This window comes from Glycomyces harbinensis, assembly GCF_900101745.1.
Classification (GTDB): Bacteria; Actinomycetota; Actinomycetes; order Mycobacteriales; family Micromonosporaceae; genus Glycomyces; species Glycomyces harbinensis.
This window is the reverse complement of record NZ_FNAD01000014.1, coordinates 50,250-74,584: the sequence shown is the minus strand read 5'-3', so window position 1 is coordinate 74,584 and position 24,335 is coordinate 50,250. Positions and strand designations below refer to the sequence as shown.

Here is a 24,335-nt window from a genome sequence, read left to right as displayed (position 1 = left end):
CTCGCTCAGGAGGGCTACTGCGGGAGTCGACCTCCGATGAGCGCCAGGTTCTGGATCGTGGCGAGGCCGCACTGCGCGGCGTCGTTGGTGGACAACGTGCGCGCCTCGTCCACTGGGGACAGGACCTCCGGAGGCAGGATGCGCACCGCCTGGAACGCCTCCTCCCCCATGAACTCACCGCCGTCGAAGTACGCCCGCCAGGCGCGGTCGGCGAGCGCGTCGTCGCCCAGGCGGTTCGCCGCGAACGCCGCCAGTCGGGAGTGCGCCTGCTCCAGGTGGATGCCCGACGGCGCGACCCCCAGTTCGGCGCGCTGGTCGTCGGGCGCGGCCAGGTAGAGCCGGCAGTACTGGAGCCAGGCCTCCTTGAAGCCGGGGGCCTCGGCCAGCCCGGCGTCGATCAGGGCCACGAGTTCGCTGCACACTTCGACCAGGCCGAACACGGCCGACAGGTGCGAGACGGAGACGCGCTCGCGCGCGGTGTCGAACCGGCCCGCGTCCAGGTCGTACAGGGCTTCACCAGTGAAGAAGCCGTGCGGCAGCGCGCCGATGTCGCGCATCGTGCCGAGGAGGCGGTCGCGCGAGCGCTCGTTCCCGGTGATCTCCCAGTCCGCCAGCCAGGTCGCCGCGAGCGCGCTCCAGTCGGTCCCGAGCCCGACGGCGAGCGCCCGGCGCTCCGGCCGGTAGGTGGCGGCGTCCGCCCGCACCTTGCGGGTGGGGTCGATCGCGAGGAAGGTCGTGTCGGAGTCGCGCAGCTCCAGCATGAGGTCGCGGGTGTGCTCGTCGCCGGTGAGGAAGTGGTGGATCCTGCGGTAGGCGGGCGTGGAGATGCGCAGCTGCTTTGCGCTGCAACCCCAGTGCTGGACGTTGTGCCTGGTGCCGAGTCCCTGCCAGGGGCCGGCGTGGTAGACGTCCACGTCCCCGGTGTGGCGGGTCATGCGCTCGGCGAGGCGGAACACGTCGGCGCGTCCCGTGCGCAGGAACGAGGTCCACAGCCACAGGTCGGGCGACAGCTCGGAGTTGTCCCACGCGTACCCGCCGACGTCGTAGCGCCAGGTGTGCCGGTCGGTGTCGTAGGCGTGCATGACGTCGCCGAAGTTCCAGAATCCGTACCAGGACCGCTGGTCGACCTGGCCGACGTAGAAGTCGAGCAGGAAGTCGAGCCGGTCCTCGAGCGGGGCGCGCCGCGGATCGGTGCGGTCGGGGAGGTCCCAGTCCCCGAGGACGCGGGCGCTGTGGAGGGCCTGTGGGGTGGGCGCGAGCTGCGGGCGCAGGGCGGTCCCGCGGGCGAGGCGCGCCAGCTCGGTGACGGGTGGCGTGGACGCGAACGGCGTGATCGTGAGCTCGTGGGTGCGGCCGATGCCGTGGGCCGTACCGAAGCCGGGCTCGTAGTCCTCGTAGGTGATCTCGAGGGCGTCGAGCTGGTCGGTGTAGTCCTCCTGGCCGAGGCCGTCGTGGTAGAACCGCAGGTCCATCGGGGCGGCGTCGGGCGACCACAGCCAGGCGGTCAGCGTCGCCGCGTCGGTGTCGGCGGAGCGCACGTCGAGGCCCGTGGGGTGTGACTGCCAGAACCCGGTGAGCCCGACGGCGAGTCCGCCGGAGACGTCGCCGATGTAGGCGAGGCCGTCCGCGCGCGTGCCCTGGGCGACGTCGATCCACGGCCGTGGGGCGGCGGTGCGCTTGTGGACGGTGAAGCCGTTGGCGGTGAGCTGGCGCAGCGAGTAGTCGGCCCAGCCCGGGATCCAGCGCGAGAGCCGCTCGACGTCGTTCTCCCATTCGGCGGGCGGGGGCGTGGCCCGCCCGTCGAGTTGCGCGGCGCGGACCTCGGGGCCGGGGTCGCGGCGCATGCCGGTCAGCCCGCGCACGGCCTCGCGCAGGAACCCGCCGTCGGCGCCCGCGAGGCGCACGTGCCGGTCGTGCCATGCGGCGCGCAGCGGCACCGTGAAGCGCAGGCCGAGCGAGCTGAGGAAGTCGCGCTCGGGGTCGCCGTCCCAGACGAAGGAGTGGACGAGCCGGAACGTCGCCGCTCCGGCGGCGAACACCAGCCGCACCGTGAACGGCAGCCATGCGCGGTCGCCGGCCTCGTCGCGGTGGACGCCGGTGACGCGCACGACGGCGCGCAGCGGTCCGTCCTGTTCGACGACGCAGCCGGTGACGTGGCCGACCGCGTGGGTGCGGCCGCGCACGTCGGACTCAGGGTGGTCCTGGCGGCTGGAGATCAGGCGGCCCGAGGAGGCCGCCTCGGTGTCGCCGATGCGCAGGGAGCGGATGAGGTCGGGTCCGTGGTCGGACAGGATCACTCGGCATGCGCCGGTGTCGATCGCGATGCCGCCGTCCACTGTGGTCACGGTGACACGGACCGCAGGAGAGGTCGGTGGGCCGGTCACGACCCGGTAGCCGTCCGCGGGTTCGCCCGCGCCGAGGGCGACGCCGGCCCATTTGACGGTGCCGTCGGGCCAGGTGGCGAGCGGCCAGGTCTGGGCGGGCACAGGGGTGCCGGAGGCGTCGACGACGGCCAGGCCGGCCGCATCGGCGACGGCGCCCGGTGCGAGCGGGACGCCGCAGGTGACACCGCCGATCGACAGGTCGGGGTCGGTGTCGTCGAGCCAGCGCAGGGGGACGTCAATGGGAGCGGTGTCGGTTCGCGTGGTCGTCATGGGAGTGCGGTCACCTCGAGGTTGCGGTAGAGGGCGACGAGGGGGGACATCTGGCGCAGGCCGATGCGTCCCTCCCCCAGCGGTTCTGGGTCGTGGAACGTGAACAGCCGCAGGCCGTCGATCGCGAAGGACACCTCGCGGCCGCGCTTGACGACGCTCACGCGGTAGTGGCGGTCGGCGTCCTCGGGGCCGGGCAGCGGGTCGGCGCCCTGCGCGACCAGATGGAATCCGGGGCTCTTGCGCAGGTTGCAGGTGTGGAAGCGGCGCTCGTCGGGCCATTTGCGGCGCAGGTAGGAGACGTGCAGCGCGGACACGTCGCCCGAGTGGTACTGCGGGTAGCGGCCGGTGCGCGGCGCGAGCGCGGGGTCGAACAGGTCGCGTCCGGCGGTGCCGGTCGCGGCGAAGAAGAGCATCGCGAGGCCGTCGCCGGACAGCGGCCGGAAGTCCCAGGAGATCGCGATGTCGGGGCCGAACTCCTCGGGGCACCAGAGGGTGAAGTGGGCTCGGTCGCCGCGCCCGGCGGCGATGAGGGCGGCCTCGTCCGCGGCGCTGGACAGCACCGTGCCGCCGTCGGAGTGCTCGATCGCGACGGGGCCCTCGGCCGTCCAGCCGTCGAGGTCCGCGGGTGCGGCGAGCGGGTTGCGGTAGACGTTCAAGGCCGGACCAGCCATTTGCCGAGGGGCTCTTGGTCGTCGCCGACGCCGTCGACGGCGTGCAGCGCTTCGGCGACGAACCGCGCGACGGCGGCGGCTCCCGCGGTCGTGAAGTGGGTGTTGTCCTTGGCAAGGGCCGCGTCGACTTCGATGCCGCGTGCGGCGGCCGCGCCGTGGACGAACAGCTCGGCCGACGCCGATTCGCCGAGCCAGGTGTAGAGCCAGCGGGTGAACACGTTGAGGTCGACGACCGGCACGTCGAGCTCGCGGCCGAGGGCGCGGACGGCGGCCGGGTAGGGGCCGTGGGAGTACTGCAGCTTCCCGGTCTCGTCGAACATGCGCCGTTCGACGCTCGTGGCAAGGACGGGCCGCGCCGCGGCCCGCCGGACCTCGGTGACGAACCCGGTGAGCCGCAGGCGGTAGCCGTCGTCGGCGGCCAGTGTCTCGGGTTCCTTCTGGTCGTTGTGGCCGAACTGGATCACGACGGTGTCGCCGGGGCGGAGCCGTGCGGTGACCTTCTCCCAGTGCCCTTCGTCGCGGAAGGACTTCGTGGTGGCGCCGCCGACGGCGCGGTTGTGCACGGGCTCGTCGGTGAACCGGGCGAGTTCGTCGCCCCATCCGAGGAGGGGCAGGTCGGGGCGGCCGGAGGTGGCGCCGTTGTCGGTGGGGGCGACGGTGGAGTCGCCGGCGAGGTGGATCGTCATCAGCCCTTCACGCTCCCGATGAGCATGCCTTTCGCGAAGTGTTTCTGGAGGAACGGGTAGGCCAGGAGCACCGGGATCGTCGCGATGATGACCACGGCGAACTTGATGCCCTGGGCCGGGGGCGGCACGTCGGAGTTCAGCTCGTCCGCCGAGAGCGAGGCGGCGGCCGTGACCTGGCGCAGGATCATCTGGAGCGTCCATTTGGAGGTGTCGCTGAGGTACAGCAGGGGCGAGAGGTAGTCGTTCCAGATGCCGACGGCGTAGAACAGGGCGAACGTGGCAAGGACGGGTTTGGACAGCGGGATGACCACGTGCCGCAGTACTTGGAGCTCGTTCGCGCCGTCGATCTTGGCGGACTCCTCCAGCTCGTGCGGGAGCTGCTGGAAGAAGTTCTTGATGATGATGAGGCTGAACGGGTTGATCGCCATGGGCAGGATCAGCGACCAGTAGGAGTCGAGCAGGCCGAGGTCCTTGACCACGAGGAACGTCGGGATCATGCCGGCGCTGAAGACCATGGTGAAGACGACGAGGCTGAGGATGGTGCGGCGGCCGGGGAGGTCCGGCTTCGCCAGCGGGTAGGCCATGAGCACCGTGAGCGCCAGCTGGACGGCCGTGCCGACGAAGGTGACGGCCACGGTGGTGGCGAACGCCCGCACGATCACGTCCGAGGACAGGATCGACTCGTACGAGGCGGTGGTGAACTCGTTGGGCCACACGAAGAACGGCCGGGTGGTGATCTCGAGTTCGGTCGCGAAGGAGCCGGCGAGCACGTACACGAACGGCAGGATGGCGAGCAGTCCCACCCCGGTCAGCAGCACGATGTTGAGGACGTCGAACGCGCGTCCGGCGCGGGTGTTGAACCGCTTGTGGGTCGACTGGGCCTTTTTCAACAGTGTCATCAGAAGATCCCCTGCTGGTTGAAGCGCTTGGCGAGCCAGTTGGTGCCGAAGATGAGGACGAGCCCGACGATCGCCTTGAACAGGCCCACCGCCGTGGCGTAGCTGTAGGCGCCCTGCTCGATGCCCGCGAAGTAGACGTAGGTGTCGAAGACGTCGGCGACGGTGCGGTTCAGCGAGTTCGACATCAGGTAGATCTGCTCGAACCCGGTGTTGAGGATCTGGCCCGTCTGGAGGATGAGCAGCACCACGATCGTGGGGAGGATCGAGGGGATCGTGATGTGCCAGACGCGCTGCCAGCGCCCGGCGCCGTCGATGACGGCCGCCTCGTACTGCTCCTGGTCGACGCCGGCGAGCGCCGCGAGGAAGATGATCGTGCCCCAGCCGGTGTTCTTCCAGACCTCCTGCATGAGGATGAGCGGCCTGAACCAGTCGGGGTCGGCGAGCATGTTGGCGTCCGTGCCGAGCAGCCAGCCGAAGAACGTCCACAAGGGTCCGTTGCCGATGGCGAACAGCAGCGCGGTGATCGAGACGACGACGGTCCACGACAGGAAGTGCGGGATGTACACGAGGGTCTGCACCGTGCGCTTGAGGATGTTGAGGCGCAGCTCGTTGAGCAGCAGGGCCAGCACGATGGTGAGGGGGAAGGCGATGAAGAGGCTGAGTCCGGCGACGATCAGCGTGTTCTGGAGCAGCCGCGGGAAGTCGGGGTTGGACAGGAACTCCTGGAAGTGGGTCAGGCCGACCCACTCGCTGCCTTCGATGCCCAGGAACGGGATGTAGTTCTTGAACGCGATCCGGGCCCCGTACATGGGCCAGAACCGGAACAGGACGAAGTAGAGGATGCCCGGCAGCATCAGGAAGAACAGCCACCGGTAACGGACGGCGTCGGCCCGGAAGCGCCGCCGGCGGGCGGGCGTGCGCGGGGTCCGCGCGCCCGGTGGTTCGCGGTCGACCTCGAGGGCGGTCGTCATCGCAGTCTCCTTGGGGGGTCGGGGTGCGGGGCCGGCCACGGCTCGCAGACTTCACCGAGGCCGGCCCCGCGTCGTCGGGTCAGTTCAGTTCGGCGTAGAGGTCGTTGACCTCTTGGATCACGTCGTCGCCGCCGCTGGACCGCCACGTCTCGATGGCCGCCTGGAGTCCGGCGTCGTCGATCTGCCCGGCGATGTACTGAATCCGGGCGTCCACGATGATCGTGTCGAGTTGCGCGCCGCTGGTCGTGTACGTCGGGGAGACGAACCCGGCGGCGGGGTTGTAGACGGCGTTCGCCACGTCCTCGGCCATGAGGTCGAGGCGGAGCTGGTCCAGCGCCGTCTCGAACTCGGTCTCCCGCTGGAACGGGTGGGCGTTGTAACCGGCGACGTTCGTGCCGAGCTGGGCCCAGGCCCCGGTCACCTGGTCGGTGAAGTCCTGCTTCGCGGGGTCGAAGACGACGCCGCCCTCCTCGAGGGTGTAGTTGTCGCCTTCGATGCCGTGGTTCATGAGGTTCTGCGCCTCGGTGGTGTTCAGCTCGTTGAGGGCCGTGAGGACCTGCTTGAGCTGGTCCTCGTTCTGCACTCCGGAGCGGGGTACGGCGAGGAAGCCGGAGTATCCGGCGGTGGGCATCGCGAAGGTGCCGTTGGGTCCGTCGAGCTGGCCGCCGAGCGCGACGTACTGGTCGAAGTTCTCGGGGTCCTGCTCCTTGAAGAGCTTGACCAGTTCGATGGCCCGGGACTGGACGTCGAGGATGATGCCGCCCTCGCCGTTGAGGAACGGCTCGTTCCAGGTGGCGGGGTCCATCGTGGCGTAGTCGGGGTTGACGTAGCCGTTCTGGACGAGGTCCCGCTCGTACTGGAGGGCCTGGTTCCACTCGGGGGTGGTGAAGGAGGGGACGAGTTCGCCGCCCTCGTCGCGCCACAGGTTGCCCGAGCCGTGCCAGACCTCCATGGCGTCGTAGGGGCTGCCGTTGCCGAGCCCGCCCCAGGCGGGGTTGATCATGCCGTAGGTGTCGTCCTCGCCGTTGCCGTCGGGGTCGTCCTCGGTGAAGGCGCGCGCGAGCTCGTAGAGGTCGTCGGTGGTCTCCGGCAGCGCCAGGCCCAGGTTGTCGAGCCAGTCCTGGCGGACGATCACGCTGGCGCGGATGACGTCGCGGGCGCGGTAGACGCCGTAGACCTTGCCGTTGACGCTGGAGGCCTCCTGGACCTCGGGGTTCTCGGTGACGAGGTTCGGGTAGTCGCCGGAGGCGAGGTGCTCGGTGAGGTCCCAGAACCCGCCGGCCTCGGCGGTCTGGACGAAGGCCTGGTCCTTGCCCTGGATGACCATGACGTCGGGGATGTCGTCGCCGGCGAGGACGGTGTTGGTCTTGGCGCCGTAGTCGCTGTTGGGCACCCATTGGACGCTGAGGTCGAGGCCGGCGATCTCGCTGAGCGCCTCGTCGATCGGGTCGTCCTCGCCGGGCGGCGTCGGGGAGAAGAACGGGGCCATGATGGTCAGCGATTCCAGCGGCTCTTGGCTGGCGCCGCCGTCGGAGCAGGCGCCGAGCACGAGGCTGCCGGCGGCGAGGACGGCAAGTGGTATGCGCTTGCTCACCGTCGTGGGGAGTACTGGCATCGGGGGTCCTTTCGGAAGGGGATTTTCTCGGTTACCGGTGTGTTCGCGTCGGCGTCGCCGCCGGCGCGGTCAGTCCGCGCCCGGGAGGTTCCGGTCGTTCGCGGCGTAGAAGGAGAGGCAGAGCGCGGTGCACAGGTGCACCCACACGCCGATGGAGAGCACGGGCAGCAGCCCGGGCACGAATCCGGTGATCGCGGCGACGAGCGCGGTGGTCGCGATGAGCAGGAGCGGCGCTCCGGGGAACCTGACGAGGAACGCCCAGGCCAGGCGGATGCACTGCGCGCGCCGCAGGTCGTAGTGGGCGTCCATCGTCAACGCGAGCACGAGGTGCGCGAGGCAGACGGCGGCCGCGGCCGCGAGCGCGATCTGGAGGCCGCCCGTGCCGGGCCGCCCTGACAGGGCCGCGAGGCTCACCCCGAGGCAGGCGAGCGCGGCGGCGGACGGCGCGGCGAGGAGGTTGGCGTGGAGGAAGCGGCGGCGCCACTGCGTCGCGAAGGCGCGCAGCGGTTTCTGGGCCTCGCCCCGCAGGCGGGCGCGGCTGCACGAGGTCGCGGCGGACAGCGCGGGGGCCCAGCCGAGGACGATCCCGCCCGCCAGGGAGAAGGCGATCACCAGCAGGTTCAGCAGGCCGACGTACGCGATCGCGTCGAGTCGGCCGTACCAGCGCTCCACTCGTGAGCCGTCGCGGACGGGGCGGTCGGGTGCCGCCGGGCCGCGAGGGGTGTCCAGCGTCGTCATGCGTGCTCCCCACATCTTCGTCGATGCGTTCGGGTCGACAACAGGTCGACCGGCGGTCGGTTGCGGTGCCGTTGAGGGACGGCACGAAGGATCCAAGTATTTGAAAGGATTCAAATGTGATTGACACAATAGTTAACGATCACCCGTTCGTCAACGGTGGGCCCGGTGCCACGTGAAAAACCATCGAACGGGCTGTCACCGACCGATCTGGGCTCGTGATCGGCACCCGGAGGGCCTCCACTGTCGACCGACCATCGATCCGGGTGACTATTGCTGTGCGACAAGGGGATTCTCTCGTCAAGACACCGGATGGAGGGTCGGGATGCGGTGTGCGGAGGAGCCGCCCGAGTTGAATCGGTTCAATCGGGCCGCTTCGGCGTCGCCGAGACGGCCAGGGTCGGGATGAGGGCCGCCGCGACGGCGCCGGCCATGGCGAGCGCGACGTATCCGCCGGAGGCCACCAGGGGGCCGCACGCCAGGCCTCCCGCCGCCGCGGCCGCGCCCATGCCCACTTCGCCGAGCCCCTCCCGTTTGACGCGCACCTCCCGCGGCACCGACGCGGTCAGCATCGCGCTGCCGGAGACCAGTCCGAGATTCCAGCCGACGCCCAAGGCCGCCATCGCGATCCCGAGCGCCCAGTGCGAGGACGCGGCGGCCGCCGCGAACGCGCAGGCCGCGGCCATCGCGCAGCCGGCCAGCGCCGCGGTCGGGGCCGCCCCGATGCGCTGCACGAGCAGCGCGCTCAGCGCCGACGGCGCGAACATGCCGATGATGTGGACGCTGATGACGAGGCCGATCAGTCCGAGTCCGCCGCCGTGCCCGCTCATCTGCACCGGCGCCATCGTCATCACGCCGACCATGACCAGATTGGAGAGCGTGAGGACGGCCAGTCCCGTTGTGGCCGAATGAAAGCGGCCCGGCTCGGTCTTCGGCGCCGGTTCGAGGACCGGCGGCGGCGCGGAACGCAGGCCGGCGAGCAGCATGGCGACCGTGAGCGCGAAGGCCGACCCGCCGAGCAGGAACGGCCCGGCGAGGCCCGGCAGGTCGAAGTGCTCGGCGGCGCGGCTCGCGGGGGCGAGCAGGTTCGGCCCCGCGACCGCCCCGATCGTGGTCGCGGTCAGCACCGAGGCCATGGCCTTGGGTCGCAGGGACTCCGGTACCTGCTCCGCGGCCGCGTACCGGATCAGCATCACGACCGCGGTCCCCGCGCCGAGCAGCGCGCAGCCGCCGAGGACGAGCGCGAGCGACGAGACCAGGGCGCCGGTTGCGACGACGGCCGAGCCCGCCGTCGCGGCCGCCGCACCGGACGCGAGCGTCCGCCGTCGCCCGAACGGCACCGCCAGGCGCGACGCGATCGCCGCCGCCAGGGCCGATCCCGCGACCAGTACGGTCTGCGGCAGTCCGGCGGAGGACGCGGATCCGGTCATCTCGAGGGCGAGCAGCGCCCCGGCCGCGCCGGTCAGCGACTGTGCGAGGCCGCCCACCGCGCACGCCGCCCGCAGCGTCCGCATCGCGGGGCTCCGCATGTCCGCGCGATCGGACTCGTCCAGCGTCGCAGCGGTACCGTATTTTTGCATAGGCCGAGGTTAGAAGCCTGGAGCGCCGATTTGAATGGGCGATGGCACGGTATGCGGCCCATCCGCTTAGCGAGCGAAAGGCATTTTCGATGAACACCTCTCGATCACCGGAACTCGACGATGTGGACTGGAAGATCCTCGCCGAACTCCAGGCCGACGCCCGCTTGTCGTTCAACGAGCTGAGCCGCCGGATCCACCTCTCGGCGCCGGCGGTCGCCGAGCGGGTGCGGCGGCTCGAGGAGTCCGGGGTCATCGCCGGGTACGCGGCGCGCGTCGCCCCCGCCAAGGCCGGCCAGCCGATGATGGCGTTCATCCAGTTGCGCTGCAAGCTCAGCCGGTGCCTGCTCAAGACCGCCGCCGCCGACGACTTTCCCGAGATCACCGAGGTTCACAAGCTCAGCGGCGAGCACTGCACGATGCTCAAGGTCCGCGCCGCGTCCCTGGTCCATCTCGAAGGGCTCATCGAGCAGCTCGGCGAGCACGGCGAGATGCGCACCCACATCGTGCTGTCCACGCCGTACGAGGACCGGCCGCTCACCCCCGTCACCGCCGACCGGGACGTGAGCGGCGCGGACGGCTGGACGGGCACCGGCCGGTGACGCGGATGCGGCGTTCGCCCGGTTCATCGACGACGCCTCCTCCGCTGCGATGAACGACCTGCTCGATCCGCACGGGCCTCGATGGCTTCGGCGGGTCTCAGTACGTCCTGCGGTCGCGGGAGGGCTTCGGGCCGAGGGTCTCCGACCTGCCGTGGAAGCGCTCGTCGGCGACCTCGACGCCCGGCGCGAAACGCGCGGCGGCCTCGGCGATCCGAACCGCCCCGCGCGGCGAGAGGCGGACGCTGCGCGAGTTGAGCATGGACCCCAGACGCACCGGAGAGCCGTCCGGCCGGGCCTCCCTGCTCCGGCGCTGAGCCTCAGTGGGCCCTCGCTGCGTGACACCGTACCGGTCGGTCGTCTTCTCCACGCCCACACGGGACTCCCAGGCCGGGAACAGCCACGCCGGCCTGGTTCGCAGCCGCCACACCACCACCCGCTCGACCTCCTCCCAGGGGAGGTCGACGTCGGGCTCGCGGAACCGCGCGTACATCCCGCCCGAGTCCTCGGAGAACAGGCGAATACCGCCCGGGCCCGCGATCGCCGCGACCGGACGCCGCGTCAGGTGGTAGGCCTTGATCCCCGACCAGACCAGCAGCGGGACGAGCGGGACCACCACTCCCAACCAGATCGGCGCCTCGCTGTCGCCTCCGGTCGCATTGCGGTAGGCGACCGGATCGGATCCCGCGCTGATCAGCATCCACGGCGCGGCCGCGAGCGCCGCCGCGGTGATCGCGAACAGGACCACGTCGCGCGGCCGCACGCGCTCGATCACGGCGACCTCGCCGGCGTCGGAGACGGGCGTCATGGGCGGCCCTCCAGGCGATAGGCGGTCGGGGACTCCGATTATCGCCTCAGAGCCGGTTCCGGGTCGCGGACGGACGGTACCGTCCGTCCGGGGCCTCTCGAGACCGCTTCAGCCCGCGGCCTTCTTGACCAGGGCGCTGATCTGCGCCTCGGCCTTCGCGGTCAGCTCGGTCACGGCATAGGCCGTCGGCCACAGGCCGCTGTCGTCGTCCAGCCGCGCCTCGGCGCTGAACCCGAGCGACGAGTAGCGTTCCTTGTCCTTCAGGCCCGAGCGGAAGAAGCAGACGACCTTCCCGTCCTTGGCGTAGGCGGGCTGGCCGTACCACAGCTTCGGGGACAGGGACGGGGCCGCGGTCGTGACGAGCTCGTGCACGCGCGCCGCGAGGGCGTCGTCCGGCGCGGCCATCTCGGCGATGGCCGTCAGGACCGCGGCCTCGTCGGCGGCGGCCTTCTCGGCGCCCCGGCCCCCCTTCGCCTCGGCCTTGACCTCCTTGGCGCGCGCCTTCATCGCGGCGCGCTCTTCGGGCGAGAACCCCCCGGTCGCCGTGTCGCTCATGCGTCCTCCTCGGTCGCTGTCTGCGGTGATACCGGATTCACGATATCGGCGGCACGGCGCGGGGACTTCTCGATTCCTGATCGATCCGGGCTGGGAGCTCGTTGCGAGCGGTCCGGCCGCATCAGTACAAGGGGACCGCCGTGTCGGTGATGGGCTCGGGGTCCTCGGTGCCGACGGCCTTGACGATCAGATCCGCGAAGTGGGGTGTGCTGTAGGAGGGTTCGGTGGCGGCCAGCAGGCCCGCCATGCCGTTCGCATGGGTGGGATCGTCGGCGGTCAGGACCGCCTCGCCGTCCACGAGGGCGGTGATGCGGGTGCCCTCGAAGCGGAGGGCGATGCGGCGCCACTGCCGGGACGGCGCGACGACGGCCTGGGCGAGGATGTGCTCGCCGCCCGGGTCCCGCTCGTTCGCGGCGGCGATGATGGCCTGCTGCTCGGCGTCGCCGACCGGTTCGGCCTTGTCCTCCTTGCCGTTGACGCTCACCAGCCGGCAGGAGCCGTCCCCGCCGAGTTCGAACAGGTAGCACTTGGGGATGAACCCGTAGCCGGTGCCGACGTGGTTGACGCGGCCCATGACCGCGGCGCGCTCCCCCGCCTCGAGCCGGACCCGGACGCCGACCTCGTAGTCGGTCCAATCCTCGTCGCCGAGGATCGTGTAGGGCCGCCAATCGGGGGCCCAGGACAGGGTCGGGGCCGGGACGACCTGCCGGAGGCAGGCGCCGTCGCCGTCGGGCGCGGGGACGAGTTCGAAGGCGCCGGCGATGTCGGCGGTGTAGCGGGGCAGGAAGCCGCGCGACGCGGGATCGGCGTAGCCGGCGAAGGTGTCCCTGTATGGGAAGGGGAACGGCTCGCTGGCGGGCACGTCGTCGAAGCCGCCCTTGCGCTGGCCGGTCGTGGTCGACAGCGAGTAGACCGAGTCGGGGGCGAGTTCGATCTCGATCTCGCCGCCGACCGCTTCGAGGTGGCCGTCGTGGACGAACTGCTCGGTCGCGTCGCTGCGCCACACGGTCAGCGGCGCCGAGGAGAGGCCGTCGCCGATGCGCAGGCGCACCCGCTGCGGCCCCGCGGCGTCCTTGGTCTCGGCGATGAGGCTGAAGTCGCCTTCGGGCGAGCGGAGCGCGACGACGCTGCCGCCGCCGTCCAGGAGCGTCGAGGCGTCGTGGAGGTAGGTCCAGCCGAGTTCGGTGAACTGTCCGTAGTGGGCGTAGCCCCACAGCGCCTCGCGGATCGCGTAGTGGCCGCTCCAGGGTTCGCGGGCGAGGACCATCGCCGGCTCTTCCGAATAGGGCTCGACCGGGTAGACGCCGGCGACGTCGTACCAGAGCACGACCTTCGTGGCGCCGTGGACCAGGTAGTTCTCGTTGAAGCACTCGACGATGCCGATGAGGCAGTCGAAGCCGGGGCGGTAGACGTGGTCCTCGGTGTTCCAGATGGGCTTGCCGGCCTCGGCGGCCCAGGCGCGCGCCTCGGGCGTGGAGCCCGAGCCTTCGCCGCCGTACATGACGTGGACGCCGACGACGTCGATCGCCTCGGCCGCCTCCGGGTCCCGCTTGAGGTCCTCGATGAAGTCGAACTTGTCGTCGGGCCAGTTGTCGAAGGCGTGCAGGGCCACCGATCCGAACCCGGCCTGGTCGAGGGTCGCCTTGAGCCGCTTGGCGAACTCGATGCTCACGCCCTTCTCGTTGCGGCAGCCGATGGCGTCGAGTTCGAGGCCGTGGACGTCGCGCAGGAGGCGAAGCCAGGAGACGTAGTAGTCGGCCATGTCCTGCGACCAGAACTCGCCGTCGCCGATCCAGCCCGGCGCGCTCCACGCCACGGCGTCGAGGCTGAGGTCCGGGTTGCGGCGCTTGGCCTCCCGCATGATCCACCAGGTGTAGCCGCGGTGGGACTCGAGGTCGTCGCGGGCGTGCATGTGGCTGGGCATGGACCCCTGGGTCGCGTTGCCGTCGCCGGGGACCTCGACGAGCATGGCGCTCACCGACGCGCCGAACTTCGGCGCGAACACCAGATCGAGGATCTGGCCGCGCTGCGGCTCGGGATAGTCCTTGAACAGCACCGAGGTCGCCCCGCCGCCGTTCACCGCCCCGATGCCGTCGAACCGCGCGTCACGCGACCCCGACCGCAGCTCGATGACCCGAACCGACGCGAACGCATCCATGTCTTCCCCTTCGACGCTAAATTCTTAACGTACTAAATTTAGCTAAGTAAGTAATGGATCGCAAGCGGCGTCTCAGGTCGGTGGGCCCGGAGATGATCGCGCTCGATCATCTCGAGCGCCTCAAGTACTGTGATCCGCAACCACCGCCGCCCGACGGGGGCGTCCCGCAAGGAGGCCGCATTGCGATCGTTCGGTTCGGGCACTCGCGTACCGACGCTGGCCGCGGTGCTCGACATCATCCGGGAGCGCACGACGGTCAGCCGTGTGGAGCTGGCCGAGGCGACGGGGCTGACGCAGGCCACCATGACGCGCGCGGTCCGCAAGCTGCTGGCGATGGGATTCGTGCACGAGGTCGGGACCGCGCGCTCCAACGGCGGCAAGCCGCGGCGGCTCCTCGAACTGCAGCCCGAGGCCCACTACCAGGTCGGCATCCAGTTCGACCGGTTCGCCTCGGTGGGGGTCGTGGTCGACCTGGCCGGGCGCATCGTGGCGCGGCGGGAGATGCCGGGACCGGGCGAGCGGCGGCCCCGCGAGGTGCTCGCCGAGTTCGCCGAGACGGTGCGGTCCATGCTGGACGCCGCGTCCATCGACCGCTCGAACGTGCTCGGCATCGGCCTGGCCACGCACGGACCGCAGGATCGCGAAGCGGGCGTCCTGCTCACGCCGCAGCCGACGCCGGAGTGGCTCCGGTTTCCGGTCGCGGCGACGCTGGCTGACCTGACGGGCCTGCCCGTCGTCATCGAGAACGACGCCACCGCCGCGGGCATCGGGCTGCAGGCGCGGGGGGACTCGGCGTCGAGCTTCGCCGTCGTCTTCATGTCGGGCGGCATCGGTTCCGGACTCATCATCGACGGACATCCGTACCGCGGATCGACCTCGAACGGCCTCGAACTGGGGCACATCTCCGTCGACGCGACCGGGCCCCGATGCGACTGCGGCAACAGGGGATGCGTCGACAACGTCGCCAGTCCGACCGCCATCGCGCGGCAGGCGGCGGCGAACCCGGAGCTGGTCGCGCGGCTCGGGCTCGGCAGGGATCCGCTCAGCGACTTCTCGAGCGTCGGGCGGGCCGCGATCGCCGGCGACCCCGACGCCGCCGCGCTCATCCTCCTTTCGGCGCAGCGACTGTCGATCGCGACGGTCTCGCTGGTGAACCTGTTCGACATCGGGCGGGTCGTCCTCGCCGGGAGCGCCTTCGCCGAGACCGGGGCGGTCTACCGGGACGCGGTCCAGCAGGTGCTGGACGAATCGGTGTTCATGCGCCACGTCCACGGCACGCGGGTGGAGCTGGCCGACAACCTCACCGAGGCGGCCGCCATCGGCGGCGCCGTGGTCGTGCTCCGCAACCGGCTCGAGTCCCCCACCGTGGGCGACTGGGCCGCGATCTGAACCGCGCGCAAGCCGCAGGTCGCCGGAGGCGGCTTGGAAGATCGTCGTTGTAGATCTATCGACATGTGTCGATTGCAGTAGTAAATTTATCCAGTAAAGTTAGCCATAGGATCGCTTCCGCAGTTCGGTGGGACGCAGGTGGGCACCGTGACCGAAACGCGTTGGGAGCGCTTCCTTTTCGAGGTTAGAAAGGACGCGAAACATGCCGATCACGAGAAGCAATCGAAGACGCCTGGCGTTCACGGCGGCCGCGACGACCGCCATGGTCGCCGCGGCGCTCGGCGTCGCCACGGCGAATCAGGCCGCGGCCGCGGAAGGCTGCGAGGTCGACTACCGCGTGGTCGGCTCCTGGGGCTCGGGATTCCAAGCGAGCGTGGCCATCACCTCGGACGAGGCGATCGAGGGCTGGGACGTCGAGTGGACCTTCCCCGAAGGCACCACCGTCACCAGCGCCTGGAACGTCGACTGGAGCCAGACCGGCGGCGCCTTCTCCGGCACCGACGTCGGCTGGAACGGCTCCATCGCCGCCGGGCAGACCCGCGAGGTCTTCGGCTTCATCGGCTCGGGCCCCACCGAAAGCCCGACCGCGGTCACCGTCAACGGCGTCGCCTGCGGCGAGCAGGGTGAACCCACCGAGACGCCCACCGACCCCGAACCGCCCGGCGGCACGCCGAGCGCCCTCAGCGTCGACGGCGACACGCTCGTCAACGCCGAAGGCGAGACGGTGGTGCTCAACGGCTTCAACCGCACCGGCACCGAGTGGCCGTGCATCCACGGCTGGGGCTTCGTGGACGGTCCGGTCGACGACGCCGCGATCGAGGCCATCGTCTCCTGGAACCCCAACACGGTCCGAGTGCCGATGAACGAGCAGTGCTGGCTCGGCATCAACGGGGTCTCCGAGGAGTGGGGCGGGCAGGCCTACCGCGACTTCATCGGCGACTGGGTCACGCGCCTGACCGAGGCCGGGGTCTACGTCATCCTCGACCTGCACTGGAGCGCGCACGGCACCGAGCAGGCCGAAGGCCAGCAGAAGATGGCCAACATGGACCACTCCGTCGACTTCTGGGAGTCGGTGGCCGGGCAGTTCAAGGACAACCCGGCGGTCCTGTACGACCTGTACAACGAACCGCACGACATCACCGACGAATGCTGGAGGGACGGCTGCACGGTGGACGGCTGGGAGGCCGCCGGCATGCAGGACCTCGTCGACGCCGTCCGCTCGACCGGCGCGACCCAGCCGGTGGTCGTCACCTGCAACGGGTGGGGCAACGGCTGCGGGGGCTACCTCGACCACATGCCGACCGACCCCGAGGGGAACATCGTCGCCAGCGTCCACGTCTACGAGACCACCGGCTGCAACACGCAGGCCTGCTGGGACGCCGACGTCGCGCCGATCGCCGCGCAGGTGCCGACGATGTTCGCCGAGTTCGGCGAGGACGACTGCGATCACGACTTCAGCGACGCCCTCGCGACCTGGGCCGACTCCCGGGGGATCGGCTGGACGGCCTGGAGCTGGTACCCCAGCTGCGACATGCCGGGCCTGATCACCGACTGGGACGGCACGCCTTCGGGCTACGGCGAAGGCATCAGGGAACTCCTGGCCGACCGGCCGTGATCGAGGCGGCGGACGGTCCGAGCCGGACCGTCCGCCGCCGCTCCCAAAGAGGACCGGCGGCGGTCGGCTTCCGCCGGTGGGAGCCGGGCCGAATCAGCGGGCGGGCTCGCCGAACCATCGGGAGAGGTGCTCGTCCAGGTCCCGCTGATCGTCGCCGATCCAGGCGACGTGGCCGTCGGGGCGCAGCAGGACGCACGGGACCTCCAGTGCCGCAGCGGCATCCGCGAGGAGATCGACCCGGTCCGACCAGCCGCCGACGGTCAGGCGCCCGGTGCGGTCCAGCAGCAGACCGCGGCCGCGGTACATGCGGTCGTAGAGGCGGCCCTCGTCCACGTCGATGTCGCGCATGCGGCGGCCGAGCAGGTCGGGGCCCTCCCCGAAGTCGTAGCGGATGCCGATCGCGGTGATCTTCTCGATCAGGCGCCGGTTCACCTCCTCGAAGGCGATCAACTCGGTGAGCAGCCGGCGCACCGCCCGCGGACCCGGCCCGGCGGACAGCAGCTCCATCTGCGCGCGGGTGTTGTCCAGCACCTCCTCGGCAACCGGATGGCGTTCGGACTCATAGGAGTCCAGCAGCGTGTCGGGCGCCCAGCCGCGGATCTGCGCGGCCAGCTTCCAGCCGAGGTTGAAGGCGTCCTGAACGCCCAGGTTCAGGCCCTGCCCGCCGATGGGCGGATGGAGGTGCGCCGCATCGCCGGCCAGCAGCACCCGCCCGACCCGGTAGCGTTCGGCCAGCCTGGTCGCGTCCCCGAAGCGCGACAGCCAGCGCGGGGAGTGCACGCCGAAATCGGTTCCGGCGACGGCGCGGAGCCGCCGCTTGAAGTCCTCGAGGGTGGGCGGCTGCGCGCGGTCGCCGACGCCCGCGGCGGAGACGACGACGCGGTAGGCCCCTCCGCCGAAGGGCGTGAGGCTGAAACTCCTGTCGGTCTCCTGGACCTCGGCGACCTTGGCGGCGATCTCCTCCTGCGGCGCGGCGACCTCCAACTCCCCCATCAGGGTCTCGGTCCGCGAGGGTTCGCCGGGGAAGCCGACGCCGAGCCGTTTGCGCACCGTGCTGCGGGCGCCGTCGCAGCCGACGAGATAGCGCGACCGCAGGCGTTCGCCGTCGGCCAGCTCGACGGTCACGCCCTCGTCGTCCTGCTCGAAAGCGGCCACCGCGACGCCGTGCCGGACCTGCGCGCCCGACTGGACCGCATGTGTTTCGAGGAGGTCGACGACGACCGGCTGCGGGATGCCCAGCAGGTAGGCGTGCGCGGAGTCCAGGTGCTCGGGCGCGGGTGCGCCGATGGCGGCGAAGAATCCGCCGGCCGGGCGCCGCCGCCCCTGTGCGAGCAGGCGGTCGAGCAGTCCGCGCATCGCCATCAGTTCGAGGCTGCGGATGTGCAGGCCTACGATGCGGACGAAGGAGGCGGGTTCGGTGTCCTTCTCCAGGACCAGTACCCGTATGCCGTGCAGCCGCAGCTCGGCGGCGAGCATCGCGCCGGTCGGCCCGCATCCGGCGATGATCACGTCGGTCGAAGCGTTCATTGGTGTTGCCTTTCGGGAGTGCCTCAGGTTCGGGGCGCTCCCGGCGAGACCTGCGTCAATCGCCCGGCCGTGACGAGAAGGGGAGCACCCACGTCGATACAGCGTTCATGGGTCTCACCTCCTCGGGCGGTGTCACGGTCCGGTCCAAGCTACAAGCGCGGGCATCGGCGCGTCCAGTCCTTTCCGGCTCGGAATCGGGCGACGGCCCGGTGAACCCTCAGGCGGCCGCCCTGCGCCGTCCCGTCAAGCGGGCGATGACGCCGTGCCGGGGCGCGAACAGCCACGCCAGGAGGAACACCCCGGTGATCACCAGGACGATGAGCCCTCCGGCCGCGAGGTTGTAGTAGAAGGACAGGTACAGCCCGGCCACCGCTCCGAACGCGGCCACCGCGCACCCGGCCAGGACCATCGGGCCGAGCCGGTCGGTGACCAGCCGCGCCGCGGCGGCGGGCGTCACCAGCAGGGCCAGCACCAGGATGTTCCCGACGGCCTGGAGCGCGATCACGATCGCCACGGTGACCATGACGTAGAGGGCGATGTCGAGCGCGAGCACCGGCAGGCCCGAGGCGCGGGCGGTCTCGCGGTCGAGGCTGACGGCGATGAGCTGGCGGCGCAGCAGGAACGTCGCCAGCACGAGCACGGCGCCCACCGCCCCGACCAGGACCACGTCGCCGTCGTCGAGCGCGAGGATCTGCCCGAACAGGAACGAGGCGAGGTCGCCGGTGTAGGACGACTGCGTGGAGACGACCACGATCCCCAGGCCGAACGCGGCGGCCCAGAAGATCCCGATCACCGTGTCCTCCTTGAGTCTTCGCGTCTGGCTGATGAGGACGATCGCCAGCGCGGTCGCCACGCCCGCGACCGCGCCGGACAAGGACAGGTTGATGTTCAGGACGAAGCCGATCGCGACGCCGGGGAAGACCGCGTGCGCGACGGCGTCGCCGATGAAGGCCATGCCGCGCAGGACCACGAAGGCCCCCACCGCGACGCACACGACCGCGGACATGACGGCGACGGCGAAGGCGCGCTGCATGAACACGTGGGTCCACGGTTCGGTGAGCCATTCGATCATGTGGACTCCGTTCCGGCGAGGAGCGCCTTGAGCTCGCCCGAGGCCGCGACGCCGAAGGCGCGCAGCCACAGGTCGGGGTCGGTGAGGTCCTCGGGGGCGCCGTCGGCGACGACGGTGCGGTTGAGCAGGCAGATGCGCGTGCAGGTGGCGCGGGCCTGGGCCAGGTCGTGGGTGGTCATGAGGATCGCGGTGCCCTCCTCGGCAAGCCGGGTCAGCAGGCCGGTCAGGAGTTCCTGGGTGGGGACGTCGACGCCGGTGAAGGGCTCGTCGAGCAGGAGGAGCCGGGGTCGGCGGGCGAGGGCGCGGGCCACGAGGACGCGCTGGCGCTGGCCGCCGGAGAGCTCGCCGACGGGGCGTCCCGCGAGGTCGGTGAGGCCGACGCGTTCGAGGGCTTCGGCGGCGGCCTCGCGGTCGGCCGGTCCTCCCCCGCGACCGGGCTTGGAGGCTCGGCCCGCTCGGCGGGCGGTGAATCGGTCGAGCCGGCGGGTGCTGGTGCGGGCGTTGAGGATCGCGCCGTGGACGGTGATCGGGAAGTCCCAGGTGAACTCGTGCTTCTGCGGGACGTAGCCGGGTCGGCCGGGGCCGGTGGCGACGGTGCCGGCGTCGGGTCGGATGAGGCCGAGGACGGCGCGCAGGAGCGTGGTCTTGCCGGCGCCGTTGGGTCCGATGAGGCCGACGGTCTCACCGGTGGCGACGGCGAGGTCGACGCCGTCGAGGACCGGGCGGCCGCCGAGGCTCACCGAGAGGCCGTCGATGCGGAGGCCGTCGGTGCGGGTGTCGTCAGCTCGCATCGGCGTCCTCCGTCGAGCGGCGCTTGCGGGTGGCGGCCATGATGACCGCGCCGACGACGACGGCGATGGCGGCGGCGCCGAGGCCCCACAGGAGCCAGCCGGTGCCGGTGGTGGGCAGGAAGCCGCCGTCGTCGTCCTTGCCGACGTCGTCGGAGTCGCCGGAGCCGGAGCCGTCGCCCGAGCAGGCTTCGTTCGGGTCGGTGGCGTCGCCGACGGCGAGTTGGAGGTCCTTGGTGTCGCTCACGGTCTCGCCGTCGGCGGTGGTGGCGGTGAACTCGGCGGTGAGGCGGTAGACGCCGGCCTCGGCGAAGGTGAAGTTGCCGTGCGCGTGGGTGTTCTCGGGGACCGCGATGGTCTGCGGGAGGGTCTGGGAGGAGTCGAAGAGGACTTCGGCGCCGCCGAAGGTGCCGGTGAGGAAGAGGGTGAACGCGCCGGGGCCGTCGACGGCCTGGAGGTTCCAGTCGACCGGTCCGGGGACGGCTTCGATGACGGAGGCGTCCTGCGTGTTCCAACCGGGCCATACGATCCCGGGGGCCTGGACCTGCGGGAGCATGTAGATCTCCTGGCCGGGTTCGCCCAGGAAGCCGTAGTCGCCTTCGGGGATGGGGAACAGGGCGGTGTCGGGGACCTGGAGGACGACGTCCTCGAGGTCGCGCCAGACCGATTCGGAGGCGCGGTCGTCGCGCAGCTGCACGGTCCATTCGCCGTCGACGAATCGGGGTCCGACGTCGATGTGGCCGTCGGCGATGACCTCGCACGAGGCCGCGGCCTGCGCGTTGCCGTCGCCGGCGGGGTCGGCGGCGATGAGGGCCGCTTCCTCGGTGGTGGTCTCTTCGGCGGTGAGCGCGTAGGTGGTCACGGCGGTCGCGGCGGCGGTCTGGGCGTGTCCGGTGGGCGTGGAGCCGTGGCCGGACGCGTCCTGTCGGGCGCGGAGCTCGATCGTGTAGTCGCCGGGTTCATCGACCGCCAGGACGACGACGGCGGTGGTGCCCGCCGCGAGGTCGAAGGTGTCGCCGTCCGCGGTGGAGGCCAGCGGTCGGGCCAGGCCGGGGCCGGTGAAGGTGTAGAGCCAGGCGTCGCCGGGGCCTTCGACCTTGTCGAGTCCGAGGGTGAGGTCGCCGTCGGCGGCGGAGGCGTCGAGGGTCGGGTAGGTGGTGCCGTCGACGGTGCCCGCGACCCAGACGAGGTCGCCGGCGTCGCCGAGGAACGCGAAGTCCTCGCGTTCGGGGACGAGCGCGGGCAGCGTCGCGAGCTCGGACGGGGCGGTGACGGCGAGAGTGCCGCCGTCGGTCTCGAACGCGGCGATCCCCTCGGGCGCTTGGGCTTCGGCGGGGGCCGCCCACAGGCCGAGCGCGAGGGCGGCACTGGCGGCCGCGGTCAGCGGTGTGCGGTGTCTCATGAGGTTCCTCCCAGGCAGCGGCTCAGCTCCGCGGCGTTCTGCCGCATCATGTCCACATAGGTTGGTGAATCTTCGGGCAGTGCGTCGCCGTGCAGGGTGCACACCTGGACGCCCTGGTCTTCGGCGACCTGGCGCAGGACGCTGGCGCGGGCGTGGAGGTTCGGTTCCACGAACACGGCCTTGACGTCGAGGTCGGCGATGGTCTCGGTCAGCTGCTCGACCTGCTTGGCGCTGGGTTCGGCCGCCGGGTTGGGGACGACGAACCCGGCGATCTGCATCCCGTAGCGGTCGGCGAGGTAGCCGAAGGCGTCATGGGTGGTGATGAGCTGCCGGTCGGGTTCGGGGATCGAGTCGATCGCGGCGGCGACCTCGGCGTCGAGCCCGTCGAGTTCGGCGAGGTAGGCGTCGCGGTTGGCCTCGTAGGTCTCGCGGCCTTCGGGATCGGTCTCGATGAGGGCGTTCGCGATGACCTCCGCGTAGGCCTTGGCGTTGTCGACGTTCTGCCACAGGTGCGGGTCGATCTCGCCGTGGACGTGCTTGCCGAGGACGGCCTGCGGGAGCTGGTACAGCTCCTGGCCGGGTTCGCCGAGGAACGCGAACGCCTCGGCGTCGGGGATCTCCTCGATGGAGCGGGTGGGCACGTCGATGACCACCTCGGCCGGGTCGAGGTCGCCGCGCTCGTCGTCGCGGACGACGAAGGACCCGGTGTCGAGGTCGGCGGTGAGGTCGGTGTGGCCGCTGTCGAGGACCGTGGCGCCCGCGCGGACCTCGCGGGGGTTGACGCCGACGGCGAAGCTGAAGGCGGCCTCGCCGATCTCGGTGGTCCGCCCGTCGTCGTGAACGGTCGCCGCAGTGGTCAGCTCGTACACGCCCGGTTCGGTGAAGGTCCAGTTGACGTGGGTGTGCGCCTCGGGAGGCAGGGTGATCGCATCGGCCTGGTCGATGCCGTCGGCGGTGTTCCAGTAGATCTCCGGGGTGCCGAAGGCGTCGGTGAGGAACATGGCCACGGCGCCCGGCCCGGTGGCCCCGGTGAGGCGGATGTCGATCTCGGCCGAGCGGGTCTCGGTCTCGCCGCGCACGCCGAACCCGAGCCAGATCACGTCGAGGCCGACGTCTTCGACCAGTGGGATGAGCTTGGCGCCGTAGGGTTCGGCGTTCTCGGCGAGGGAGATGTTGGGGGCGTCCTCGGGGACGTTGGAGTCGAACAGCTTGATGAGCGCGTGTTCCTCGAGCAGCAGGTGGTTGGTGAAGGCGAGGTCGGCGCGGGCGACGGTGGCGGCGTCGTTCGGGCTGGGCTCGTAGGAGTGCGGGTCGCCGCCGGCGGGGACGATGCTCTCGACCTCGACCCGGTCGCCGCCGATGATCTCGGTCCAGTCCTTGATGATCTCGGTGGTGACGACGACTTGGAGCCCGTCGGCGCCGGCGGCGCCGGTGCAGGCGGTCGCGGCGAGGAGGGGGGCCGCCAGCGCGGCGAGGGCGCGGAATCGCTTCATGAGGTGGCGGTCTCCTTGGGGTGCGGGTCCTCGGCGATCGGGACGTCATCGGCGTCGCCGGTTGCGGTTGGGTCCGGTTCCGCGGATTCGGCGGCTCGCGGATCTGGATCGGATTCGAGTGCCCTGCGGCGCTTGCGTTTGCGGATTCTGAGGACGATCCGGATCAGCAGGAGCAGCGCGGCGGCGACGGCGGCCTGCGGCCAGGGCGGGGCCCAGAGGGCGGTCTCGTCGCTGCGGGAGGGGAGCCGGGATTCGAGGTCGGCCGCGTCGACGGCCTCGGGCCTGACGTCGAGCCGCAGGTCGAGTCGGGCGAGCGGCCAGACGCCGTCGATGTCGGCGGTGCCCTCGAAGGTGTCGCCGGGGAGGATCTGCGGGAGTTCGGCGATGACGACCTCCCGTTCGAGGAGGTCCCAGGGGCCGCCGATGCGGGCGACGAGTTCGCCTTGGAGCCGGACGTTGCCGGTGTTCTCGACGGTGTAGTCGAAGGTCAGCGAGCCGGGTTCGATCGGGTTCCACTCGTAGTGGTAGGTCGCGTCCTCCGTGTCGGGCGCGAGGCCGGGGTCCAGTTCGCCGGAGACGCGCAGGTGGACGCGGGCGCCGACGCGCCGTTCGACGAGGACGTCGCCGCCTTCGGCGTCGGCGGCCTCCTCGGTCACCGCCGCGACGATGCCGCCGACGTGGTCGCCGGGGGTCGCGTCGGCGGGCACGGTGAGCGCGAAGGGCACGTCGAGGCGGGTCTGCGGCTCGATGGTGAGCGTCTCCTCGTTGAAGCCGATCCAGGAGCCGACGTCGAGCGGCTCCTCGTCGGCGGGCAGGAGGTCGAAGGCGCCGGTCTCGGTGGTGTAGGCGTCGGAGGCGTACAGGCGCAACGTGATCGGTTCGGTCGAGAAGTTCGAGACGCCCACGAAGTCGATGACGGTCTCGCCGGGGTCGAGGGCGTAGTCGAAGGCGGCGCGGCCGTCGGGTCCGTCCCGACCGGACGGGTTGACGCCCCATGTGGCGGGTGCGGGATCGGTGTCCTCTTGGGCTGCTGCGGGACTCGCGACGAGGAGGGTCGCCAGCGCGGCGGTGGTCAGGGCGGGTCGTCTCACGGGGGTCTCTCGGGTCGGGGGCGGGGCGGC

At 71.1% G+C, this 24,335-nt stretch carries 20 protein-coding genes; 3 read left to right on the top strand and 17 right to left on the bottom strand.

Going from position 1 to position 24,335, the window contains the following annotated elements:
* Positions 1–14: 14 nt before the first annotated feature.
* From BLQ63_RS20240 to BLQ63_RS20205, 8 genes are all read right to left on the bottom strand, one after another.
* Complete coding sequence (locus BLQ63_RS20240) at positions 15–2,654, bottom strand: exo-rhamnogalacturonan lyase family protein (RefSeq protein WP_218125376.1); 2,640 nt, start codon at positions 2,652–2,654, stop codon at positions 15–17.
* On the bottom strand, positions 2,651–3,325 hold the full coding sequence (locus BLQ63_RS20235; RefSeq protein ID WP_091039340.1) for a DUF1961 family protein: 675 nt from the start codon (positions 3,323–3,325) through the stop codon (positions 2,651–2,653). Before BLQ63_RS20235 ends, BLQ63_RS20240 begins: the two co-directional genes overlap by 4 nt.
* Entirely contained in the window at positions 3,307–4,011 is a 705-nt protein-coding gene (locus BLQ63_RS20230; RefSeq protein WP_091039339.1) for a rhamnogalacturonan acetylesterase, read from the bottom strand. The genes BLQ63_RS20235 and BLQ63_RS20230 overlap by 19 nt, the downstream gene beginning before the upstream one ends.
* Positions 4,011–4,910: a carbohydrate ABC transporter permease gene (locus BLQ63_RS20225; protein WP_091039338.1), complete on the bottom strand. Its 900-nt coding sequence runs from the start codon at positions 4,908–4,910 to the stop codon at positions 4,011–4,013. Before BLQ63_RS20225 ends, BLQ63_RS20230 begins: the two co-directional genes overlap by 1 nt.
* Positions 4,910–5,881, bottom strand: a complete 972-nt coding sequence (locus tag BLQ63_RS20220) for an ABC transporter permease (RefSeq protein WP_091039337.1) — start codon at positions 5,879–5,881, stop codon at positions 4,910–4,912. The genes BLQ63_RS20225 and BLQ63_RS20220 overlap by 1 nt, the downstream gene beginning before the upstream one ends.
* Before the next feature lie 79 nt (positions 5,882–5,960).
* Positions 5,961–7,496: an extracellular solute-binding protein gene (locus tag BLQ63_RS20215; RefSeq protein ID WP_091039336.1), complete on the bottom strand. Its 1,536-nt coding sequence runs from the start codon at positions 7,494–7,496 to the stop codon at positions 5,961–5,963.
* Positions 7,497–7,565: 69 nt separating this feature from the next.
* Positions 7,566–8,234, bottom strand: coding sequence for a DUF624 domain-containing protein (locus BLQ63_RS20210; protein WP_177155028.1), 669 nt, complete (start codon positions 8,232–8,234; stop codon positions 7,566–7,568).
* A 359-nt stretch (positions 8,235–8,593) separates the two neighbouring features.
* Positions 8,594–9,811, bottom strand: coding sequence for an MFS transporter (locus BLQ63_RS20205; protein ID WP_143015007.1), 1,218 nt, complete (start codon positions 9,809–9,811; stop codon positions 8,594–8,596).
* An 89-nt stretch (positions 9,812–9,900) separates the two neighbouring features.
* On the opposite strand from BLQ63_RS20205, the gene BLQ63_RS20200 reads away from it, so the two are divergent.
* Positions 9,901–10,410: an Lrp/AsnC family transcriptional regulator gene (locus BLQ63_RS20200; RefSeq protein WP_091039333.1), complete on the top strand. Its 510-nt coding sequence runs from the start codon at positions 9,901–9,903 to the stop codon at positions 10,408–10,410.
* A gap of 97 nt (positions 10,411–10,507) precedes the next feature.
* On the opposite strand, the gene BLQ63_RS20195 is transcribed toward BLQ63_RS20200, so the two are convergent.
* The 3 genes from BLQ63_RS20195 to BLQ63_RS20185 all read right to left on the bottom strand — a co-directional run bounded on the left by BLQ63_RS20195 (position 10,508) and on the right by BLQ63_RS20185 (position 13,928).
* Entirely contained in the window at positions 10,508–11,215 is a 708-nt protein-coding gene (locus BLQ63_RS20195) for a hypothetical protein (protein WP_091039332.1), read from the bottom strand.
* A gap of 108 nt (positions 11,216–11,323) precedes the next feature.
* A complete protein-coding gene (locus tag BLQ63_RS20190; RefSeq protein ID WP_091039331.1) occupies positions 11,324–11,770 on the bottom strand; it encodes a DUF1801 domain-containing protein in 447 nt (148 codons plus the stop codon).
* Between the two features lie 121 nt (positions 11,771–11,891).
* A complete protein-coding gene (locus tag BLQ63_RS20185; RefSeq protein ID WP_091039330.1) occupies positions 11,892–13,928 on the bottom strand; it encodes a glycoside hydrolase family 30 protein in 2,037 nt (678 codons plus the stop codon).
* Positions 13,929–14,108: 180 nt separating this feature from the next.
* On the opposite strand from BLQ63_RS20185, the gene BLQ63_RS20180 reads away from it, so the two are divergent.
* Entirely contained in the window at positions 14,109–15,317 is a 1,209-nt protein-coding gene (locus BLQ63_RS20180; RefSeq protein ID WP_091039329.1) for an ROK family transcriptional regulator, read from the top strand.
* A gap of 202 nt (positions 15,318–15,519) precedes the next feature.
* Positions 15,520–16,932, top strand: coding sequence for a cellulase family glycosylhydrolase (locus BLQ63_RS20175; protein ID WP_091039328.1), 1,413 nt, complete (start codon positions 15,520–15,522; stop codon positions 16,930–16,932).
* Positions 16,933–17,025: 93 nt separating this feature from the next.
* On the opposite strand, the gene rox is transcribed toward BLQ63_RS20175, so the two are convergent.
* From rox to BLQ63_RS20145, 6 genes are all read right to left on the bottom strand, one after another.
* Positions 17,026–18,459, bottom strand: coding sequence for a rifampin monooxygenase (gene rox / locus BLQ63_RS20170; protein ID WP_091039327.1), 1,434 nt, complete (start codon positions 18,457–18,459; stop codon positions 17,026–17,028).
* Between the two features lie 217 nt (positions 18,460–18,676).
* On the bottom strand, positions 18,677–19,531 hold the full coding sequence (locus BLQ63_RS20165) for an anchored repeat-type ABC transporter permease subunit (RefSeq protein ID WP_091039326.1): 855 nt from the start codon (positions 19,529–19,531) through the stop codon (positions 18,677–18,679).
* A complete protein-coding gene (locus BLQ63_RS20160; RefSeq protein WP_091039325.1) occupies positions 19,528–20,322 on the bottom strand; it encodes an anchored repeat-type ABC transporter ATP-binding subunit in 795 nt (264 codons plus the stop codon). The genes BLQ63_RS20165 and BLQ63_RS20160 overlap by 4 nt, the downstream gene beginning before the upstream one ends.
* A complete protein-coding gene (locus BLQ63_RS20155) occupies positions 20,312–21,721 on the bottom strand; it encodes a TIGR03773 family transporter-associated surface protein (protein WP_091039324.1) in 1,410 nt (469 codons plus the stop codon). The genes BLQ63_RS20160 and BLQ63_RS20155 overlap by 11 nt, the downstream gene beginning before the upstream one ends.
* Positions 21,718–23,214, bottom strand: a complete 1,497-nt coding sequence (locus BLQ63_RS20150; protein ID WP_091039323.1) for an anchored repeat ABC transporter, substrate-binding protein — start codon at positions 23,212–23,214, stop codon at positions 21,718–21,720. Before BLQ63_RS20150 ends, BLQ63_RS20155 begins: the two co-directional genes overlap by 4 nt.
* Positions 23,211–24,305, bottom strand: a complete 1,095-nt coding sequence (locus tag BLQ63_RS20145) for a WxL protein peptidoglycan domain-containing protein (RefSeq protein ID WP_091039322.1) — start codon at positions 24,303–24,305, stop codon at positions 23,211–23,213. Before BLQ63_RS20145 ends, BLQ63_RS20150 begins: the two co-directional genes overlap by 4 nt.
* Between the last annotated feature and the right edge of the window lie 30 nt (positions 24,306–24,335).

Bases quoted from the DNA above. Each gene is read 5' to 3' on its own strand.
- BLQ63_RS20240 (WP_218125376.1), bottom strand. From the start codon at position 2,654: ATGACGACCACGCGAACCGACACCGCTCCCATTGACGTCCCCCTGCGC.
- BLQ63_RS20235 (WP_091039340.1), bottom strand. From the start codon at position 3,325: ATGGCTGGTCCGGCCTTGAACGTCTACCGCAACCCGCTCGCCGCACCC.
- BLQ63_RS20230 (WP_091039339.1), bottom strand. From the start codon at position 4,011: ATGACGATCCACCTCGCCGGCGACTCCACCGTCGCCCCCACCGACAAC.
- BLQ63_RS20225 (WP_091039338.1), bottom strand. From the start codon at position 4,910: ATGACACTGTTGAAAAAGGCCCAGTCGACCCACAAGCGGTTCAACACC.
- BLQ63_RS20220 (WP_091039337.1), bottom strand. From the start codon at position 5,881: ATGACGACCGCCCTCGAGGTCGACCGCGAACCACCGGGCGCGCGGACC.
- BLQ63_RS20215 (WP_091039336.1), bottom strand. From the start codon at position 7,496: ATGCCAGTACTCCCCACGACGGTGAGCAAGCGCATACCACTTGCCGTC.
- BLQ63_RS20210 (WP_177155028.1), bottom strand. From the start codon at position 8,234: ATGACGACGCTGGACACCCCTCGCGGCCCGGCGGCACCCGACCGCCCC.
- BLQ63_RS20205 (WP_143015007.1), bottom strand. From the start codon at position 9,811: ATGCAAAAATACGGTACCGCTGCGACGCTGGACGAGTCCGATCGCGCG.
- BLQ63_RS20200 (WP_091039333.1), top strand. From the start codon at position 9,901: ATGAACACCTCTCGATCACCGGAACTCGACGATGTGGACTGGAAGATC.
- BLQ63_RS20195 (WP_091039332.1), bottom strand. From the start codon at position 11,215: ATGACGCCCGTCTCCGACGCCGGCGAGGTCGCCGTGATCGAGCGCGTG.
- BLQ63_RS20190 (WP_091039331.1), bottom strand. From the start codon at position 11,770: ATGAGCGACACGGCGACCGGGGGGTTCTCGCCCGAAGAGCGCGCCGCG.
- BLQ63_RS20185 (WP_091039330.1), bottom strand. From the start codon at position 13,928: ATGGATGCGTTCGCGTCGGTTCGGGTCATCGAGCTGCGGTCGGGGTCG.
- BLQ63_RS20175 (WP_091039328.1), top strand. From the start codon at position 15,520: ATGCCGATCACGAGAAGCAATCGAAGACGCCTGGCGTTCACGGCGGCC.
- rox (WP_091039327.1), bottom strand. From the start codon at position 18,459: ATGAACGCTTCGACCGACGTGATCATCGCCGGATGCGGGCCGACCGGC.
- BLQ63_RS20165 (WP_091039326.1), bottom strand. From the start codon at position 19,531: ATGATCGAATGGCTCACCGAACCGTGGACCCACGTGTTCATGCAGCGC.
- BLQ63_RS20160 (WP_091039325.1), bottom strand. From the start codon at position 20,322: ATGCGAGCTGACGACACCCGCACCGACGGCCTCCGCATCGACGGCCTC.
- BLQ63_RS20155 (WP_091039324.1), bottom strand. From the start codon at position 21,721: ATGAGACACCGCACACCGCTGACCGCGGCCGCCAGTGCCGCCCTCGCG.
- BLQ63_RS20150 (WP_091039323.1), bottom strand. From the start codon at position 23,214: ATGAAGCGATTCCGCGCCCTCGCCGCGCTGGCGGCCCCCCTCCTCGCC.